Annotated in this window: 7 protein-coding genes; 5 read left to right on the top strand and 2 right to left on the bottom strand. The window is 70.1% G+C overall.

Annotated features, from left to right (window positions below):
- Both AC1DJH_RS06255 and AC1DJH_RS06250 read right to left on the bottom strand, forming a co-directional pair.
- Positions 1-5,007, bottom strand: coding sequence for an amino acid adenylation domain-containing protein (locus tag AC1DJH_RS06255; protein ID WP_478185106.1), 5,007 nt, complete (start codon positions 5,005-5,007; stop codon positions 1-3).
- Complete coding sequence (locus tag AC1DJH_RS06250; RefSeq protein ID WP_478185105.1) at positions 5,004-12,398, bottom strand: amino acid adenylation domain-containing protein; 7,395 nt, start codon at positions 12,396-12,398, stop codon at positions 5,004-5,006. The genes AC1DJH_RS06255 and AC1DJH_RS06250 overlap by 4 nt, the downstream gene beginning before the upstream one ends.
- A 555-nt stretch (positions 12,399-12,953) precedes the next feature.
- Between AC1DJH_RS06250 and AC1DJH_RS06245 the strand changes: the two genes are divergently transcribed.
- From AC1DJH_RS06245 to AC1DJH_RS06225, 5 genes are all read left to right on the top strand, one after another.
- A complete protein-coding gene (locus AC1DJH_RS06245; RefSeq protein ID WP_478185104.1) occupies positions 12,954-13,850 on the top strand; it encodes a class I SAM-dependent methyltransferase in 897 nt (298 codons plus the stop codon).
- A gap of 210 nt (positions 13,851-14,060) precedes the next feature.
- Positions 14,061-14,756, top strand: a complete 696-nt coding sequence (locus AC1DJH_RS06240; protein ID WP_478185103.1) for a peptidoglycan DD-metalloendopeptidase family protein — start codon at positions 14,061-14,063, stop codon at positions 14,754-14,756.
- Between the two features lie 108 nt (positions 14,757-14,864).
- The gene (locus AC1DJH_RS06235; protein ID WP_472112017.1) at positions 14,865-15,047 is read left to right on the top strand and encodes a hypothetical protein; all 183 of its coding nucleotides are present in this window, start codon (positions 14,865-14,867) and stop codon (positions 15,045-15,047) included.
- A 107-nt stretch (positions 15,048-15,154) separates the two neighbouring features.
- The gene (locus AC1DJH_RS06230) at positions 15,155-16,279 is read left to right on the top strand and encodes a metallophosphoesterase family protein (protein WP_478185102.1); all 1,125 of its coding nucleotides are present in this window, start codon (positions 15,155-15,157) and stop codon (positions 16,277-16,279) included.
- Positions 16,276-18,906 carry an AAA family ATPase gene (locus AC1DJH_RS06225; RefSeq protein WP_478185101.1) on the top strand — a complete coding sequence of 877 codons (2,631 nt, stop codon included), beginning with the start codon at positions 16,276-16,278 and terminating at the stop codon, positions 18,904-18,906. The genes AC1DJH_RS06230 and AC1DJH_RS06225 overlap by 4 nt, the downstream gene beginning before the upstream one ends.
- The last annotated feature ends 43 nt before the right edge of the window (positions 18,907-18,949 follow it).

Genomic DNA, 18,949 nt, shown 5'->3' with positions numbered 1-18,949 from the left:
TCAGCCCTTGCGCAGCCAGCCGCCGAAGGTGCGGGCGAGCAGCCCGCCGCGCTGCGCGTTGGCGGCCGTGCCCGAGGCCAGCTCGGCGAGGTCGGACGGCACGCCTTCGGGCGCGCTGCGCGCCGACGAGGCGATCTGCCCGAGGTTCTCGAACAGGTAGCGCCGCGGCTCCACGCGGTGGCCCAGCATCTGCGCGCCCTGCTGCACCGCGCGCAGCACCAGCAGCGAGTCGCCGCCCAGGTCGAAGAAGTTGTCGCTGGCGCGGATGTCGTCCACGTCGATCCCGATCACGCCGGCCCAGATCTGCGCGAGCGGCGCGTGCTCGGGGCTCAGCAGGCTCATGCCGGCCTTGCGTTGCGCCCCTTGGGCCGCGGGCGCCTGCGGGCTCTGGCCTGTCCTGTCGGTCTCGACGGCGGCCAACTTCTGCAGGTAGGCCGCGCTGGTCGAGCCCTCGGTGCTGGCAAGGTCGGCCAGCGTGGCCTGCGGGTCGTCCACCACGCGGCGCAGCACCTCGAGGTAGCGCTCGCGCAGCTGCGCGCCGGTCTCGCGCAGGTACACGTCGGCGTTGTAGATCAGCGAGCCTTCCAGGCCGAAGGGCTTGTCCATCAGCCACACGCCGATGTCGTCGGTGGCGCCGTGCTGCATCACGTGCACCTGGCGGGTCTGCAGGCTGCCGATGGAGCGGGCGCGCTCGCGGGCGTCCTGGAACGAGAACATCGCCTGGTAGGGGCCCGAGGTCTTGATCTGGCTCGCGTAGCCGGGCTCGGCCATCAGGCGCTCGAAGGGCACCTGCTGGTTGTTCATCATCGACAGCAGCTCCTGCTTCACGTAGCGCATGAACTCGGGCAGCGGGCGCGACAGGTCGACGGCGAGCGACACCGGCAGCACGTTGTTGAAGAAGCCCATCACGTCTTCGGTCTCGGCCTGCTGGCGGCCGCGCACCGGGTTGGCGATGACGATGCTGTCGGTGCCGATCACCCGCGCCATGGTCAGCGCGTACACGCCGAAGGTCAGCATGCTGAGCGTCACGTCCATGCCGCGCGCAATGTCGCGCAGGCGCTGCGTGGTCTGCAGGTCGATGGCGATCCAGTGCGCGCCGCCCTGGCCGCTCTTGCCCGCGCGGCGCGGCATGTCGGTGCGCGGCATGCGCGCGGCCTTGGCACCGTCGAGCCGGCGGCGCCAGAACTCGACCTGCGCCTCGCAGGCGGGGCTGTCCATCCACGTCGCAAGCCATTCGGCGTAGTCGCCGTAGGTGGTGGCGAGCGCCGGCAGGTTGTGCGGACGGCCGCGCTCGGCCGCGTCGTACAGCGCCGACAGCTCGTTCTGCAGCAGGTCGAAAGACCAGCCGTCCCACACCAGGTGGTGCGGCACGAACATGAACACGTGCTCGTTGTCGTCCACCTGGAACAGGGTGGCGTGGGCCATCGGCGCCTGGTGGATGTCGATGGGGCGGTCGGCCAGCTCCTGCATGCGCTCGGCCAGCTCGGCCTCGCGCTGGTCGGCCGGCAGGCCGCGCAGGTCGACCAGCGGCAGGGAAAATTCCACGGACTGCGAAATCAGTTGCAGCGGCTTGCCGGTCTGCGCGTCGACGCCCATGCGGGTGCGCAGCGAGGGCTGGCGCTGGATCATTTCGCGCAGCGCGGCCTCGAAGCGCGGCGCGTCCAGCGCGCCGACCAGGCGCTGCGCCGACGGTGCGTTGTAGACCGAGCGGCCCGGGTGCAGCTCTTCCATGAAGCGGATGCGCTCCTGCTGCAGCGTGATCGGTGCGCTGTCGCGCCCGGCGGCCAGGCCGATGGGGGCCTCCAGCCCGACGCCCGCGCCCTGCAGGGCCTGGATCGCCAGCGCCAGCTTCTGCGCCGTGGGGGCCTCGAACAGCGAGCGCAGCGGCAGCGTGACCTGGAACTCGCGGCTCAGCAGCGTGGTGAGGCGCGCGGCCAGCAGCGAGTGGCCGCCCATGGTGAAGAAGTCGTCGTGCATGTCCAGCCCGGGCAGGCTCAGCACCTTCTCCATGGCGGCGAGCACGCGGCGCTCGTGGTCGTTGCGCGGGGCCGCGCCGCGGCGCACCTCCCCGCGCGACACGGCCTGCGGCGGCGGCAGCGCGACGCGGTCCACCTTGCCGTTGGCCAGGCAGGGCAGGGCGGCGAGGGTCACCACGTGCTGCGGCAGCATGAAGGCCGGCAGGTGCTTGCGCAGGTGCACCATGAGCGCGTCGAGGTCGAAGCTGGCGCCCGGCGTCAGCGCCAGGTAGGCCACCAGGCGCACGTCGCCGGGGTTGTCTTCGCGGGCCACGACCACGCTGCGCGAGACGCCCGGCACCTCGGTGCAGCGCACCTCGATCTCGCCGGGCTCGATGCGGTAGCCGCGCACCTTCACCTGGAAGTCGAGCCGCCCGAGGTGGTCGAGCAGCCCGTCGTTGCGCCAGCGGCCGCGGTCGCCGGAGCGGTAGATCTTCTTGGCGGTGCCCAGCACGCGCACCGTGACGAAGCGCTCCGCGGTGAGCTCGGGGCGGTCGAGGTAGCCCAGCGACACGCCTTCGCCCGCGATGCAGATTTCGCCGGGCACGCCCACCGGGCAGGGCTGCAGGTTGGCGTCGAGGATCCAGATCTCGGTGTTGTCCACCGGCTGGCCGATCGACACGCCGCGCGACGCGATGTCTTCCGGGCGCACGCGCCAGGCCGTGGAGTACACGGTGGTCTCGGTCGGGCCGTAGCCGTTCCACAGGCCTTCCATGCGCTCGCACAGCGCCAGCGCCAGGCTGGGGCGCAGCGCCTCGCCGCCGGTCCAGCCGCGAAAGCCGGGGGCGCCGCGCCACTGCGCATCCATCAGCAGTTGCCACATGCCGGGGGTGGCTTGCAGCAGGGTGATCTTCTCGTCGTCGAGCATCTTCGACAGGCGGTTGCCGTCCATGGCGACCTCGCGCTGCACCACCACCAGCTCGGCGCCGGCGGCCAGCGGCAGCAGCAGGTCGGGAACGGCCATGTCGAAGGACAGGGTGGTCACCGCGGCAATGCGGTCGTCGGGCCCGATGCCCGATTGCCGCTGCATCCACTGCAGCAGGTGCGCCACGCCCCGGTGGTGGGCAATGACGCCCTTGGGCAGGCCGGTGGAGCCGGAGGTGTAGATGACGTAGGAGGCGTCTTCGGGGCCCGCGTCGTCGGCGCTCGGTGCCAGGGCCTCGGGGCTGGCCTGGCGCCAGGCGGTGTCGCGGTCGATCTCGAAGATGCGCTCGCCCGCATCGGCACGCCAGTCGCGCGGCGCGGCGGCGATGTCGGAGGAGGTGAGCAGCAGGGCGAGCTTGGCATCGCCGGCGTAGTAGTCCAGCCGCGCCTGCGGAAAGGCGGGGTCCAGCGGCACATAGGAGGCCCCGGCTTTCAGGATGCCCATCATCGCGACGACCATCTCCAGGCTGCGCTCCAGGCACAGGCCCACGTGCTGGCCGCGGCGCACGCCGCGTGCGCGCAGGGCGTGCGCCAGGCGGTTGGACAGCACGTCGAGCTCGCGGTAGCTGCAGCTTCGCGCGCCGTCGCGCACCGCCGGGTGGTCGGGCTGCAGCAGCACGCGCGCCATGAAGCCGGCATGCGCCAGCGGCGCGCCTTCCAGCGGCACGCGCGCGGGCTGCAGCGCAACCAGCGCACGCGCGCCTTCGGCGGACAGCACCTCCAGCCGGCCGATGGTCTCGCCCGGGTTGTGCGCGGCGGACTGCAGCACGCACTCGAACATGTCCATCCAGCGCTGCACGCTGACGTCGTCGAACAGGTCGGTGTTGTACTGCGCCTCGATCTGCAGGCCGCCGTCCAGCGGGCGCAGGTTCAGGAAGATCTCGAAGTTCTCGTACTGGCGCGCAATGGTGTCCTGCGTGACGCTCAGGCCCGGGAACGACTGCGCGCTGGCGGCCACGTCGGGATCGACGTTGAAGGCCACGCTCACCAGCGGCAGCCGGCTCGCATCGCGCTGCAGCGACAGCTCGCCCAGCAGCGCACCGTAGGTGAGCGCCTGGTGGTCGAAGGCGTCGAGCACGGCGGTGCTGCATTCCTCCATCAGCGCGTCGAAGCGCAGGTCGGCCGGCGCGGCCAGGCGCAGCGGCAGCAGGTTCACGCAATGGCCGACCAGGCCGGGCATGTCGTGCGCGAGCTGGCCCGAGGCCGGAATGCCGACCACGATGTCGTCCTGCCCCGTGAGGCGGTGCAGCGTGGCCACGAAGCCGCTGAGCAGGCCGGTGAACAGGCTGACGCCGGCCCGCGTGCTGGTGGTGCGCAGGGCGGCGACCAGGCGGCGGTCGAGCAGGCGCTCGGCGCGGCGCGAATTGAAGGTGCGCGTGGCCGGGCGCGGATGGTCCAGCGGCAGCTCCAGCACCGGCAGCGAACTGCCCGAGAAGCGCTCCAGCCAGTAGTCCACATGCGCCTGCATGGCAGGCTGCGTCGCCTCGGCGCTTTCCTCGGCCGCGAAATCCGCGAACAGCGGCGCGGCCTTGAGCTTCAGGCCGACGCCGGTCTCCTGCGCATACAGGTGGCCCAGCTGCTCGGTGATGACCGACCACGACCAGCCGTCGCACACCACATGGTGCGCCGACATGACCAGCTCATGCTCGGTGTCGCCCAGCTGGAACAGCACGGCGCGAAACAGCGGGCCGTGTTCCAGCGAGAAGGGCGTGCACACCGCTGCGGCGTGGGCCGCGCGCAGGGCGCGCTCGCGGGCTTCGGGTTCGAGGCCGCTCAGGTCTTCATGCAGCAGCGGCTCTTCGCCGGGCTGGCTCACCAGCATGAAGGTGCCGTCCGGCGAGATGGTGGCGCGCAGCGACTGGTGGCGCGCGACCAGCAGCGTCATGGCGCGCGACAGCGCTGCGCGCTCGAGCGGGCCGCGCAGGCGCAGCAGCACCGATTCGTTGTAGGCCATCGACGCCTCGGTGCTCAGCGTGGCGCCCAGCCACACCTCGCGCTGCGACTCGGTCGTCGCAACGATGCATTCGATGGCGCTGCCTGCAGCGGCGGGTTTGAGGACGGCGTTCATGCTGCGGCCTTTCCGTTGAGGAAGTGGTGAGTGGGGGAGGGCGAGGAGGAAGAGGCGGTGTCGGGCACGTACCAGAAGGGCTGGCCGTCGACGTCGCGGCCCAGCACGGAGCCTTCTTCGGCGGGCTTGCGGCTGTCGAAGCCGGTGAGCACGGCGGCGCGGCGCGGCAGGAAGCCCGACTCCTGCATTTCGTCCACCGACTCCTTGAAGGCGCGCTGGATGAAGACGATGTCCTGTGCGGTGTGCGCGCTCGTGAGGAAGCACGGAAAGTTGTCCAGGATGTGCACGCCGCGGCTGCGCATCATGGCGAACAGCAGGTCCTGCAGCGGGTGGTCCTCGAGCCAGCTCACGCGCCACAGCGACGCGAAGTGGCGGATCTCGATGGGTGCGCCCACCTCCTTGCACCAGCCCGAAAGTTCTGCGGCCATGGCCGCGGTGGTGGTGTTCAGGCCGGCCTGCAGCGCCGGGCCGGCCTCCTTGAGGTGCGTGAGCGAGGCCTTGGCCGCGGCCAGCGCCAGCGGGTGGCGCACGAAGGTGCCGGCGAAGTAGGTCACGCCCACGCCGGGAATGGAGTCGTCGCCGTATTGCCAGGGGCCGCCGTCGAGTGCGTCCATGAACGCGCGCTTGCCGGCGATCACGCCGACCGGAAAGCCGCCGCCGATGACCTTGCCGTAGGTGGCCAGGTCGGCGCGCACGCCGAACAGCTCCTGCGCCCCGCCCAAGCCCACGCGAAAGCCTGTGATGACCTCGTCGAAGATGAGCGCGCAGCCGTGCTGTTCGGTGATGGCGCGCACCTCGTGCAGAAACTCGCGCGGCTGGAAGTCGGGCCGGCGGCTCTGCACCGGCTCGGCCAGCACGGCGGCCAGGTCGTCGGCGTTCTCGCGGATGAAGGCCAGCGCCTCGGGCGTGCCGTAGTCGAGCACGCGGATGTCGCCGAACATGCCGCTCATCACGCCCGGCGCGGCCGACAGGCCCTTGCCGGCCTTGCCGGCGCGCACCAGCACCTCGTCGAAGGTGCCGTGGTACGAGCCGGTGAACACCACCACCGTGCTGCGGCCGGTGACGGTGCGCGCGATGCGCAGCGCGGCCATCACGGCTTCGGAGCCGGTGTTGCACAGGCCGGCGCGCTCGCTGCCGGTGAGCTCGCAGATCAGTGCCGTGACTTCGGCCGCCAGCGGGTGCTGCGGGCCGATCTCGTAGCCGGCGTCGAGCTGCTTGCGCACGGCCTCCTGCACGAAGTCGGGCTGCCAGCCGAACATGTTCATGCCGAAGCCGTTGAGCACGTCGACGTACTCGTTGCCGTCGATGTCCCACATCTTCGAACCCTTGGAGCGGTCGACGACGATCTGGTAGGTGATCTCCTTGGTCACCGGCCTGAAGCCGTTGACCACGCGCGGGTCGGCCATGTGCGCACGATGGGTTTCGGTGAACTGCTTGCTCTTTTGTGTGCGTTCCACGTAGCGGCGCATGAAGGCCGCCAGGCGCGCCTTCTGGCGGCCGCTGGGCTCGCTGGTGCGCTGCGTGTGGATGCGGGCGATGGCGCCGAAGGCTTTCTTCACGTCGTAGCGCACCGGCGCCTTGGACTGGCCGTCGTCATCGGCGGCAACCGGAGCGGCGGGGGCCACGGGCTCGGAGGCCGACGGCTGGGCTGCAGGCTCGGGCAGCGCGGGCTGCAGCGTCATCACCGGCGCGGCTTGTGGCGCACCCGACAACAGTGCGAGCTGCTGGCGCATCAATTCCATTTGCTGCGAAATCAACTGGTTCAACGGACCACCCGCGGAAACGCCGGCTTGCATCGGCATGTAGACCGGCACGGCCATCGGCTGCGGCGGGGCTGCCTGCTGCACCTGCGCGGCCGAAGGCGCGGCGACCGGTGACGGCACCGCAGCGACCGGTGCCGGTGCTTCAGGCGGCAGGCTTGCGCGCAGGAAGGCGGCGAGCGTGTCGAAGCTGCGGTAGGTCTCCATCAACTGGCGAAAGCTGAGGTTGACCTTGAAGTGCTTCTTGATCTGCGTGGCGGCCTGGGTCAGCGTGAGCGAATCCAGTCCCAGCTCGCCGAAGGGCGCATGCCCTTCGGCCTGCGCCATGTCGAGGCCGGAGATGTCTTCGAACAGCGTGCGCAGGCGCGCATCCACGGACGAGGCGGCAGAAGAAAGTGGCGAAGGCGTAGCAGTCACGATCGGCTCCGATGGAATGGTTTGAATGGAAAAAGCAGGAACGGGAGGCGCGGCGGCGGCAGGCGCGCTCGCGGTAGAAAGCGTCCCGGTGGCCGGGACGGCAGCGATGTCGACCCAGAAGCGCTTGCGCTCGAACGGCGTGGTGGGCAGGCGAACGCGTTGTGCGCCGGCGCGTGCGCACAGGCGCGACAGCTCGACGTCGGCGCCGCAGGTCCACAGGCGCCCAAGGGCCAAGTGCAGGGTGCGGGCCTCGTCGGCCGGCTCGCCGTGCAGCAACGACACGACGCCGCTGGCGCCGTGCTGGCGCACCAGCGTGCCGAGCATGTTGCGCGGGCCGGCTTCCACGAAGAGCGGGTTCGCCAGCTGCGCCATGGCGCTGCGCACCGCCGGCGAGAAATGCACCGTCCCGCGCAGGTGCTGCGCCCAGTAGCTGGCTCTGGTGGCCTCCGCAGCCTCGAGCAGGCGGCCGGTCATGGTCGAGTAGATCGGCGTGTGCGGCGCATGCAGCGCCACGCCGTTCACCAGCGCCTCGAAGGGCGCGACGGCCGCGTCCATCATGGCGGAGTGGAAGGCGTGCGAGGTCTGCAGCGCGCGGCACGCAATGCCATCGGCTTCCAGCGCTGCCTGCAGCGCCGCGATGGCGTCGAAGGGGCCCGCGGCCACGCAGGCGGTGGGGCCGTTCTCCGCGGCGAGCGACAGCTGCGGGCCGAGCCGGCCCTGCAGTTCGGCCGCGCCCAGGCGCACCGACAGCATCGCGCCGGGCGGCTGGGCCTGCATGAGCGCACCGCGCCGGGCCACGAGTTGCGCGGCGTCTTCGAGGCGCATCACGCCGGCGAGCACCGCCGCGACGAACTCGCCCACGCTGTGGCCGATGAGCGCCTGCGGCCGTGCGCCCAGCGACAGCACGCGACGGGCCAGCGCGTATTCGAGCGCGAAGATGGCGGGCTGCGTGGCGGCGGTGGGTGCCAGCGATTGAGCATCGTCCGAGAACATGCGCGCACGCAGGTCGAAGTCGACCGCGCCTTCGAAGGCGTTCATGCAGTCGTCGAAGGCGGCGGCGAACACCGGGTCGCCCGCATGCAGCTGCCGGCCCATGCCGGCGTACTGCGCGCCCTGGCCGGGGAACATCAGCACCAGCTGCGGCGCGCGCGAGGCGGTGCGGCCGCTGGCGCGCCACGGTGAATCGGCCGTGCGCAGGGCCGCGACGGCGGCGGCCGTGTCGCCGGCCACGACCACACGGCGGAATGCGTGCGCCTTGCGGCCGACGGCCAGCGTGTAGGCCACGTCGGCCAGCGGCAGGCCGGCCTCGGCTTCGAGGTGCGCGGCGAGCTGCTCCGTGGCCACGGCGAGTGCGGCCTCGGAGCGGGCCGACAGCGACAGCAGCTGGTCGCCGACGGCTGCGGGGGAGGCCGCGCGCGGCGGTGCCTCCTCGACGATGACGTGGGCGTTGGTGCCACCCACGCCGAACGAACTGACGCCCGCGCGGCGCGGCAGGTCGGCCCGCGGCCAGGGCTGCAGCTGGTTGCTCACGCGAAACGGCGTGCGGGCGAAGTCGATCACCGGGTTCGGCGCAGTGAAGTGCGCGGTCGGCGGCAGCACTTCGTGGTGCAGCGCCAGCGCGGTCTTGATGAGCCCGGCCGCACCGGCGGCGGTCACCATGTGGCCGACATTGCTCTTGAGCGAGCCGAGGGTGCAGAAGTCGAGCGCGTCGGTGTGCTCGGCGTAGGCCACGGCCAGGGCCTCGACCTCGATGGGGTCGCCCATCGGCGTGGCGGTGCCGTGCGCCTCCACGTACGAGATGCTGCGCGCGTCGATGTCGGCCGCGGCCAGCGCGGCGCGGATCACCGCGGCCTGGCCGTCGACGCTGGGAGCGGTGAAGCTGGCCTTGGCGCCGCCGTCGTTGTTCACCGCGGCGCTGCGCAGCACGGCGTAGATGGTGTCGCCGTCGGCCTGCGCGTCGGCCAGGCGCTTGAGCAGCACCACGGCCGCGCCGTCGCTGAACACGGTGCCCTGCGCCTGCGCGTCGAAGCTGCGCGTGTGGCCGTCGGGCGAGAGCATCGAGCCCTCGTTGTACAAGTAGCCGCTGCGCGGCGGGCAGGTGACCGAGGCGCCGCCGGCCAGCGCCATGTAGCACTGGCCCGTGCGCAGCGCATGGAAGGCCTGGGCCACGGCCACAAGCGAGGTCGAGCAGGCGGTGTGCACGCTGACGGCCGGACCGGTCAGGTTGAGCCGGTTGGCCACGCGCGTGGTGATGTAGTCCTTCTCGTTGGCCAGCATCACCTGGAACTCGCCCACGGGCTCCACCAGGTCGGGCCGTGTGCTCACGTGGCGCTGGAAGTAGGTGGCGTTGTACATGCCGGCGTACACGCCGACCGGGCCGGGTGCCGCGTCGGGCACGTAGCCGGCGCGCTCGATGCATTCCCAGCAGATCTCCAGGAACACGCGCTGCTGCGGGTCCATCAGCTGCGCTTCTTTGGGGCTGATGCCGAAGAAGGCGGCGTCGAAGTCCTCGATGCCGTCGATCACGCCGCGTGCGCGCACATACGAAGGGTCGCTGCGCAGCGCCTGGCTGATGCCTGCGTCGAGCGTGGCGTCGTCGAAGAAGCTGATGGTGTCGCGGCCGGCGACCAGGTTGGCCCAGAACTGCTCCACATCGGCCGCGCCGGGGAAGCGGCCGGCGGTGCCGATCAGCGCGACGGCGTCATCGAGGCCGGTGGCCGGGCGTGTCGCCGCTGCCGAAAAAGGGGCCGCTGCGGTCGGTCGTGCTTGGGACCCCGCCGCAGCGGCCGTGGCGGGCTCGTCGCCCGCCGGCTGCATCCGCGCCCCCATTGCTTTTGGCGTGGGATTGCGGAAGAAAAGATTGCTCGACAGCCCCAGGCCGGTGTCGCGCTGCAGGTCGCCCAGCACCTGCAGCACCCGCAGCGAATCGCCGCCGAGGTCGAAGAAGTTGTCGTTGCGCCCGACTCTGTCGATGCCAAGCGCCCGCGCGAAGGCGTCGCATACCTGCTGTTCGACGGCGTCGTGCGCTTCCTCGAACGGCTGGGCGAGGTCGGGGCGTTCGGCGGCCGGTTCGGGCAGGGCCTTGCGGTCGAGCTTGCCGTTGGGCGTGACGGGCAGTTGCGCGAGCCAGACCTGCGCGGTCGGCACGAGCGCCGCAGGCAGGCGCGTGGCCAGGTGCGTGCGCAGGGCGTCCCACGACACCTTCTGCGTGCGGGCGACGAGGTAAGCGACCAGGCGCAGCTGGCCGCCGGCGTCGGGCTGCGCGACCACGGCGCAGGACTGGACGCCCGGGTGCGCCAGGACGGCCGCCTCGACTTCGCCGGTCTCGATGCGGTGGCCGTGGATCTTGACCTGGCCGTCGCGCCGGCCGATGAACTCGAGGGTGCCGTCGGCCAGCCAGCGCGCGAGGTCGCCCGTCCGGTAGAGGCGGTCGTCCGGGCCGCCGAAGGGGTCGGACACGAAGCGTTCGGCGCTGAGCCGTGGCTGCCGCAGGTAGCCGCGCGCCAGGCCGTGCCCGCCGATGCAGAGCTCGCCCACGAAACCGGTCGGCAGCAGCGCCATCGACGGGCTGAGCACGCGCAGCACGGTGTCCTTGATGGGCCGGCCCAGCGGCACGGAGCGCAGGTCGTCGGGCAGGGCAGAGGGGATGCGGTGCGTGGCCGCGAAGGTGGTGCACTCGGTGGGGCCGTAGCCGTTGCTGAGCGCGAGGGCCGGCAACGCGGCCTGTGCGCGGCGCACGTGCGCCACCGAGAGCGCTTCGCCGCCGGTGAACAGGTGGCGCAGGCCGGCCAGGTGGGCCGGGTCGTCGTCGACCACGGCATTGAAGAGCGCCGCCGTGAGCCAGGCGGTGTGCACGTCGTGGCGCGCGATGCTGCGCGCCAGGCCGGCGCCGGTGGGCACGCGCTCTTCGTGGATCACGCAGCAGCCGCCGTTGAGCAGCGGGCCCCAGATCTCGAGCGTGGCGGCGTCGAAGCCCAGCGGTGCGGCATGCAGCACGGCGCGGCCCGGGGCGAGCTCGACGTAGTCCACGCCGATCACCAGCCGCAGGATGGCGCGGTGGCAGATCTCGATGCCCTTGGGCGTGCCCGTGGAGCCCGAGGTGTACATGACGTAGGCCACCGACTCGCCGTCGATCGCCGGGAAATTCCAAGAACTGCGTTCTGCCTTGTTGGCATGTTCGTCGAGCAGCAGAACGGCGTGTTCGCCCCGCTCCGCCGGCACGAGGTGGTGGTGCGCCTGCGTGGTCAGCACGTGGTGCGCACGCGCCTCGCCCAGCATGTAGGCGATGCGTTCGGCCGGGAAATCGGTCGGCACCGGCACATAGGCGGCGCCCGCTTTGAGGATGCCGAGCAGCGCGACGATGGCTGCCATCGAACGGTCGAGCAGCAGCCCCACGGCGTCGCCGCTGCGCACGCCCAGGCGCTGCAGGCGGTGGGCGAGCTCGTCGGAGCGGGCGTCCAGTTCGGCATAGCTCATCCGCATGTCGCCTTCCGCGAGGGCCACGGCGTGCGGCGCGGCCTTGGCCTGCAGGCTGAACATGCCGGTGACCGTGAGCGAGCGGTCCAGCGGCGAGACGGCGGTGTTCCACGTGGCCAGCTGGTCGGTGCTGTCGGCGCGCGGCAGCGTGCGGATGTCGCCGAGGGCGGCGTCGGGGCGCGCCTGCAGGTCGGCGGCGGTGTCGGCCAGGGCGGCGAGCAAGGGGGCGAGTGCGTCGGCGTCCATCAGGCTGGCCGCTGCATCGACGTGAAGGCAGGCCCGTGCGGCGTCCAAGCGCAGACGCAGCACCGCATCGGCACTTGTGGCACTTGTATATGCAGTGCCGAGGTCGTCGCGCAGCCAGAGCGCGTGGGGTTGGCCGGGAGCCGGGGTCGAATCGGCGGCGGCGCGGCGTGCGGTGTCCAGTTCGCTCAGCCAGTCGCCGGCCGCGCGCGTGGCGTCATAGGCGACGGTGATCGCCCCCCGGTGCGCGCTGCCAGCCTCGTGCAGCACGGGCCAGAGGCTTCCGAGCCAGCGCGCCTGCAGCAGCAGCCAGGCGCCGGCGAAGAGGGTGTCGGGCAGCAGATCGGCGGCGGGCGGGAGTTCGAGCGTGAGCGAGGCGGCGTGGCGTGCATCCGGCGCATCGGCGGTGCCTGCACGGACGCGCGGCACGAACAACTCGCCCAGAAGCAGGTCGGGTGCTGCGCGGTGCGCCGTCGAAACAGTTTGAATTTCCATGTAATTACCCGCGGAAAAAATACGATGGAATTAATAAAATGTGCGAAGACATCGCCCACTCAATTGGCCTTCTGAAATTGATCTGCTCGTTTTTCTTGATGCGATCCTAGGAGCTTTGAAGGGGTCAATGTGAGGTCTTAAGGTCTACGTTACATTCAGACAAGGTTATTTCTGAAACGTACTACCCGAACTGTCCCGAACAAGGTAACTGATGCGTGTTTTGGAGAAAGAGAGCAATCACTCCGGTCGCTCCGAGGCGCCGAAAGGACAGTCCGAGGCGGGGTACTCATAGGCAGACGCACGGGGCAAAAAGGCGAAAGCCGGGCTTACCCGATGGTTTGCATACATAACGGGATTGGTGCGCGCGTTTCGCTGGGAGTCATGCGTGGAACGCACGGGTGTGGTGCCAAGAAAATGAAACATCGCCCTCGAATGGGCTGTTATCAAATTGGCGAGTCTGTAACCAGATAAAAAACAGCTGTACAAGCCGAAAAAACGGCAAAGACTTCAGGAAGGGCGGTGTCGATCAAAAATCAATCCAATTGAAAGTACACGATGCTCAACGACATCCTATTACCCGACGTAGTTCTCAACCGTCGCAATCTCTATTTCGAATCTGATATTGCGAATAAGTCAGAAGCATTGGCGGCCAATGCGACTTATTTCGGCAATTTGGGATGGGCCCAGGAATACCTGGACTTTTGTCATCGGGACGAGCACTTCAGAAGCCGCTGGCTGGCGGCCGGCGGCGACTGGACGGACAAGACGGTGATCGACCTGGGATGCGGCCCCGGCAACGTATTTGCCACGCTGGGCGGCAAGCCCGGATTGCTGATCGGGGTGGACGTGGCCGCGGGTTCGCTCGAACTGGCCTCGCGTCTGGGCTACACAGCGGTGCTGGCCGATGCGGCGCACACGCCGTTTCGCTCGGGGGTGGCGGACATCGTGGCCATCAATGCCTCGCTGCATCATTGCGACGACATGGACGCGGTGCTGCGGGAGGGCGCGCGACTGGTCAAGCCCGGCGGGCTGCTCATCACCGATCACGACCCGCAACTGACCGCCTGGGACTACAAGGGGCTGGCCAAGTTCATGTGGGACGCGCGGCTGTGGATCTACCGCGTGACGCGGCACGGCTTTCACAAGACCGGCAGCCAGCAGTCATGGGGACTGAAGACCGAAGTGCATCACCGGCCCGGCGACGGCGTGACGCGGGAGTTCTTCAAGTCGACGCTGGAGCCGCTGGGCTTTCAGGTCAGCGTGCATCCGCACAACCACCAGATCGGCGCCGATGCGCTCCGGGGCCAGGTCGGCCCCGCGCACTGGAAGTACCGCGTGGGCAATGCGCTGTCGGGCCGCGATCCGGGCGCGTCGGCGAGCGCGCTGTCGCTGATGTGCATTGCGCGCAAGAGGGCCGCGGACAAGGCGGCCCACGCCTCCGCCATGGGGTGACCGACTGACGGCCCGCGACTGCTGGTAGCCTCCCCGGATTCTTCGAATGCGCCCCCCGGACAACGGGGCGCGCTCTCCAGGCATCCAGGAAGGACTCCAGCAGTGGTTGTGACAGCAGGGACAAACATTCCAGACACGAGCAATTCAAGTACGGAACGAACAGGCGGGAACGGCGGGACAGGCGGGCGCCGGCGTGCAGGCATCGCGCTGATGGCGGCGTTGATGCTGGCCGCGTGCTCCACATCCCCCAGGATGCCCGTCGCGGGCCCCGGCGAGTACGTGGTGCAGCCAGGCGACACGCTGTATCGCATCGCATCGAAAACCGGTCGCTCGGCCGGCGACATCGCGCGCTGGAGCAACCTGCAGGACCCCGACAAGCTCGAGGCAGGGCAGGTGCTGCGCGTGGTTCCGCCCGGCGGCGCGCCGGCGGGCGCGTCGTCCGATGCGTCCCCGCCTGCAAGAGGCGCCGGCAGCGACCGTGCCAAGCCGCCCCGGACCCGGGAAGCCAGGGAGCCCGAACCCGGCGCGCCGCCCGCGTCCCGCCGCAGCGACTGGGGCTGGCCCGCGCCGGGACAGGTGATCGCGGGCTTCAACGGCTCGAGCAACAAAGGCATCGACATCGCAGCCAGCCCCGGCGAAGCGGTGGTGTCGATCGGAGCGGGCAAGGTCGCGGTGACGGAAATGCTGCGCGGCTATGGCAGCGTGGTCATGGTCGACCACGGTGGCTCGTACATGTCGGTCTATACCAACCTGCGCACGGTGATGGTCAAGCAGGGGCAGCGCGTCGAGCGGGGCCAGAAGATCGCGGACATCGGCGGTGGAGACGGCGGCACGAGCAAGCTGCACTTCGAGATCCGCTACCGCGGCAACGCGGTCGATCCACGGCAATACCTGACGGCCCGCTGAACGTCGGGGCACCGGCGCATCTGACGAAAGGTATCCCCCGAATTGGTGATATCGCAAGGGCGGCGAAATGCGCAGACTCTCGCCCTCTGTCTGTCGGAAAGGGCCTACATGGAACTCACGCACTGGATGTTTGTCATTGGCGGCGTCGGCCTGGCGCTGACGACCCAATGGTTCTTGCTCGCCCCTTTCAGCCGCAGCTGGCAGCCGATGAGGGACCAGATCGCCGAGCAGGTCACGCAGTCGGCCGCGCTCGTGGAAGCGTGCGCGTCGGGGGCTTCGCCGCGCGTCTGACAGACCGGCGCCCCGCCTTGCCGGCGGGCGCCTCGGGGTGATGGCCTGCGGCCCTCTAAGATGCTCGCTGTTTTGGGAAGACGCGAGAGGCAAAGGGAGGGCCACGCATGATTTCTTTGCTCCACACCGCGGACTGGCAGATCGGCCGCGTGTTCTCGCAGTTCGAGCCCGACGACGCCGCGGCGCTGTTCGAGGCGCGCTTCAAGGTGGTCGAGCGGCTGGCCGGCATCGCGGCCGAACGCAAGGTCGACGCCGTGCTGGTCGCGGGCGACGTGTTCGACCTGCAGACCGTGTCCGACAAGACCATCCGGCGCATGTTCAATGCCATGCAGGGCTTCAGCGGGCCGTGGCTGCTGATTCCGGGCAACCACGACTCGGCGCTCAGCGAATCGGTCTGGCGCCGTGCAGAGCGCCTGGGCGCGATACCGCCTAACGCGGTGTGCTGCCTCGAGCCGAGGCCGCACACGGTGGCCGGCAAGTTCGTTCTGCTGCCCGCGCCGCTCACGCAGCGCCACACCTACGGCGACCTCACCGACTGGTTTGCCGCCGCCCCCAGCGAGGCCGGGTTGCCGCGCATCGGGCTGGCGCACGGTTGCGTGCAAGGCATCCTGTCCGAGGACATCGACTCGGCCAACCCGATTGCCGCGGGGCGGGCAGGGGAGGCCGGTCTGGACTACCTGGCGCTGGGCGACTGGCACGGCACGCGGCAGATCGACGAGCGCACCTGGTATGCGGGCACGCCCGAGACCGACCGTTTCCGGGCCAACGATTCGGGGCAGGCGCTGCGGGTGTCGATTGCGGGCGTCGGGGCGGTGCCGGAGGTCGAAACCATCCGCACAGGCCAGTTCGGCTGGCAGCAGCTGGAGCCGCGGCTCACGGTGGCGTCCGACATCGACGAACTGGTGGAAAAGCTGGCCTCGGTCGACAGCGGCGACGTGCTTCAGCTGCGTGTGCAGGGCACCTGCGACCTGGGCGGACATGCCAGGTTGGTCGCCGCGCTCGATGCCGCCCGTGCCCGCGCCCGCGCGCTGGTGTGGGACGGCGAGGCGCTGCGGCTGGAGCCGACGGAAGAAGACATCCAGTCGCTCCACGCCGACGGTTTCGTCGGTGAAGCGCTGCAGGAACTGCGCACGCAGCAAGGCGACACACAAGCAGAGCTGGCCCGCGATGCCTTGCTCACGCTGGCGCGCATCCTCGACGCGCAGGGTGCACGCACGGGGGCGGGCGCATGAAGCTGCAACGCCTTCGCATCGAGAACTTCAAGCTGTTTCGCGCACCGTTGGAGATCGACGGTTTCACGGACGGGCTCAACCTGTTCACGGCGCCCAACGAATCGGGCAAGTCGACCATCGCCGAGGCGATACGCGCCGCGTTCTTCGAGCGCCACCGGTCCAGCGCGGTGGAGCACCTGAGGCCCTGGGGCGAAAGCTCGGCGACGCCCACTGTGGCGCTCGACTTCGAACTCGACGGCAAGCCCTGCAGGCTCACCAAGGCTTTCCTCGGCAAGAAGCGCTGCGAGCTCGTCATCGACGGCAAGGCGATGGACGGCGCCGTGGCGGAAGACCACCTGGCGGCGCTGCTCGGCTTTCGTTTTCCGGGCAAGGGCGCCAGCACGCCGGAGCACATGGGCATTCCGGGGCTGCTGTGGATCAGGCAGGGCACTTCGCACGACATTTCGAACGCCGTCGGCTTTGCCAGCGACCACCTTCGCAACGCGCTCGGCGAGTCGCTGGGCGAACTGGCCTCCAGCCACGGCGACGCCGTGCTGAAAGCCGTGGAGACCGAGCGAAACGAGCTGCTCACGCCCGCCGGCGGCGCGCCGCGCGGCGCCTTCGCGGATGCGCTCAAGCTGCGCACGGAGCTCGAGTCCGAGCTGGCCATGCTGCATGCCGAGATCGACGCCTATCGCGCGGATGTCGATCGGCTGTCGGGCCTGCGCCGCGAGCATCAACGCGACGACGCGGCGCGGCCCTGGGTGGCGCTGCGCGAGCAGCTTGCCGTGGCACAGCAGCGGCTGAACGACGGCAAGGGCCTGGCCGAGCGCAAGGCCGCGCAGGACGCGGCGCTCAAGCCGATCGTGGCGCAGGTGGGCTCGTGGCGCACGCAACTGCAGGCGATGGAACGCGAGGAAGCCACCGTCGGCCAGCGCGAAAAGAACCTGCAGGCCGTGAAGGAAGGCCTGGAGAAGGCGCTCGGCGAGCTCACGGCCTGGGAGCCGCGCCATGCGGCCGCGGCGCAGGTGGATGTCGGCGCACGCCACACCTTGCGGCTGGCGCGACAGGCCGCCTCGCGGATCGCACAGGAAAAGACGGTCGACAGCCTGGCCGAGCAGCTCGCTGCGCTGGCGAACAGCCTCGACAAGGCCAAGGGCGAGCAGGAGAAAGTCACCCGCCTGCAGGCCGACGCACACGCACTGGCCGTGCCCGACGGCGAGCTGAAGCGCCTGCACCGCAGCGCGGACCTGCTGCGCACGGCGCAGGCCCGGCTCGATGCGGTGTCGACCGCACTGGCGTTCGATCTGCAGCCCGGCGCCCGGGTTCGGGTGGGCGGCGTCGACGTGACGGGTTCGGCGCGCCAGACCGTCATCGCGCGAACCGAGATCGACATCGAAGGCATCGGGCGCATCACGGTGCTGCCGGGAGGCACCGACCTGGACAGCCTGGGCGTCGAACGTGACCGGGCCCGCGACGAACTGGCCGCGCAGTTGCAGGCCCTGCGCGCGGACAGCGTGGCCGCCGTCGAGGAACGCGTGCGGCTGCATGCCTTGCGAAAGGGCGAAGCACATGCGGCGGAGGCGGTGCTGTCGGCGCTGGCGCCCCAGGGTCTGGGCGCGCTTGCCGCCGATGTCGCGCTGCGCGAGGCCCGTCTGGCCGAGGCAAAGGAGGTTCTGCGGGCGATGCCCCCCGCGCCTGACGCGCCGGTGCCGTCGGCCGCCCAGGCCGAATCGGAGGAGGGCGCCGCCCGCACCGCACTGGAAGCGGCCTCTTCGGCGCTCAACGCGGCCAAGGTGCAGGCGGGCCATGCGCGCGAACAGGTCAAGGCTGCCGAGGACGAACTCGCGGCAGTGCGAACGACGCTGGCCGACCCGATGCGCGCCGGCCGCAAGCGCGAAGCCGGCGAGGCCTTGACCGATGCGCTCGCGCAGCAATCGGCCATCGAGCAGAAGGCCGCTGAACTCGCCCTGCAGTTGCAGACGGTCAACCTGCCGGTGCTGGCTCAGGACGTGGAACGGCTGGAGCGCAGCGTCAGGCAGGCCGAATCGGCGCACAGCGCCAGGGCCAACGAGATCATGCGGCTCGAGGTCGAACTCGCAACGAAAGGCGCGCTGGGCCAGGAAGAGATCGCGTCCGAAAAGCAGCGCGAACTAGAGCACGCCACGCGGCGCTGTACCGAGCTCGGGCGCCACGCCAGGGCGCTCGACCACCTGCTGAAGCTGTTGCGCGACAAGCGCTCGGCACTGGCGCGTCGGCTGCGGGCACCGTTGCAGAAGCACCTCGACCACTACTTGCAGATTCTTTTCCCCGGTGCGCAGGTCGAAGTCGGCGACGACCTGTCACCAGGTCGCATCACACGGCAAGGCGTGCGCGGCGTGCAAAGCGGCGCGTTCGAAGAACTCAGCGTGGGTGCGCGTGAACAGATGGGCGTCGTGGCGCGGCTGGCCTATGCGGACTTGTTGAAGGAGGCGCACAAGCCGACCTTGCTGATCCTTGACGATGCCCTGGTGCACACCGATGAAGAGCGGCTCGGACAGATGAAGCGCGTGCTGTACGACGCGGCAACGCGGCACCAGATCCTGATCCTCAGTTGCCATCCGGAGGCCTGGCGCGACCTGGGGGTGGTCGCGAGGAGCATTCCGTAGGGATCCACAGCCTTCCAGGGTGGAGGGCTGGTTGGCTTATCGC

This window comes from Variovorax sp. 10N412 (assembly GCF_056394985.1).
Note: the sequence above shows the minus strand (reverse complement) of the source record. Positions and strands in the feature narration are given on the sequence as shown.

Coding starts and splice junctions, on each gene's coding strand:
- AC1DJH_RS06255 (WP_478185106.1), bottom strand. CDS start 5,007: ATGAACGCCGTCCTCAAACCCGCCGCTGCAGGCAGCGCCATCGAATGC.
- AC1DJH_RS06250 (WP_478185105.1), bottom strand. CDS start 12,398: ATGGAAATTCAAACTGTTTCGACGGCGCACCGCGCAGCACCCGACCTG.
- AC1DJH_RS06245 (WP_478185104.1), top strand. CDS start 12,954: ATGCTCAACGACATCCTATTACCCGACGTAGTTCTCAACCGTCGCAAT.
- AC1DJH_RS06240 (WP_478185103.1), top strand. CDS start 14,061: ATGGCGGCGTTGATGCTGGCCGCGTGCTCCACATCCCCCAGGATGCCC.
- AC1DJH_RS06235 (WP_472112017.1), top strand. CDS start 14,865: ATGGAACTCACGCACTGGATGTTTGTCATTGGCGGCGTCGGCCTGGCG.
- AC1DJH_RS06230 (WP_478185102.1), top strand. CDS start 15,155: ATGATTTCTTTGCTCCACACCGCGGACTGGCAGATCGGCCGCGTGTTC.
- AC1DJH_RS06225 (WP_478185101.1), top strand. CDS start 16,276: ATGAAGCTGCAACGCCTTCGCATCGAGAACTTCAAGCTGTTTCGCGCA.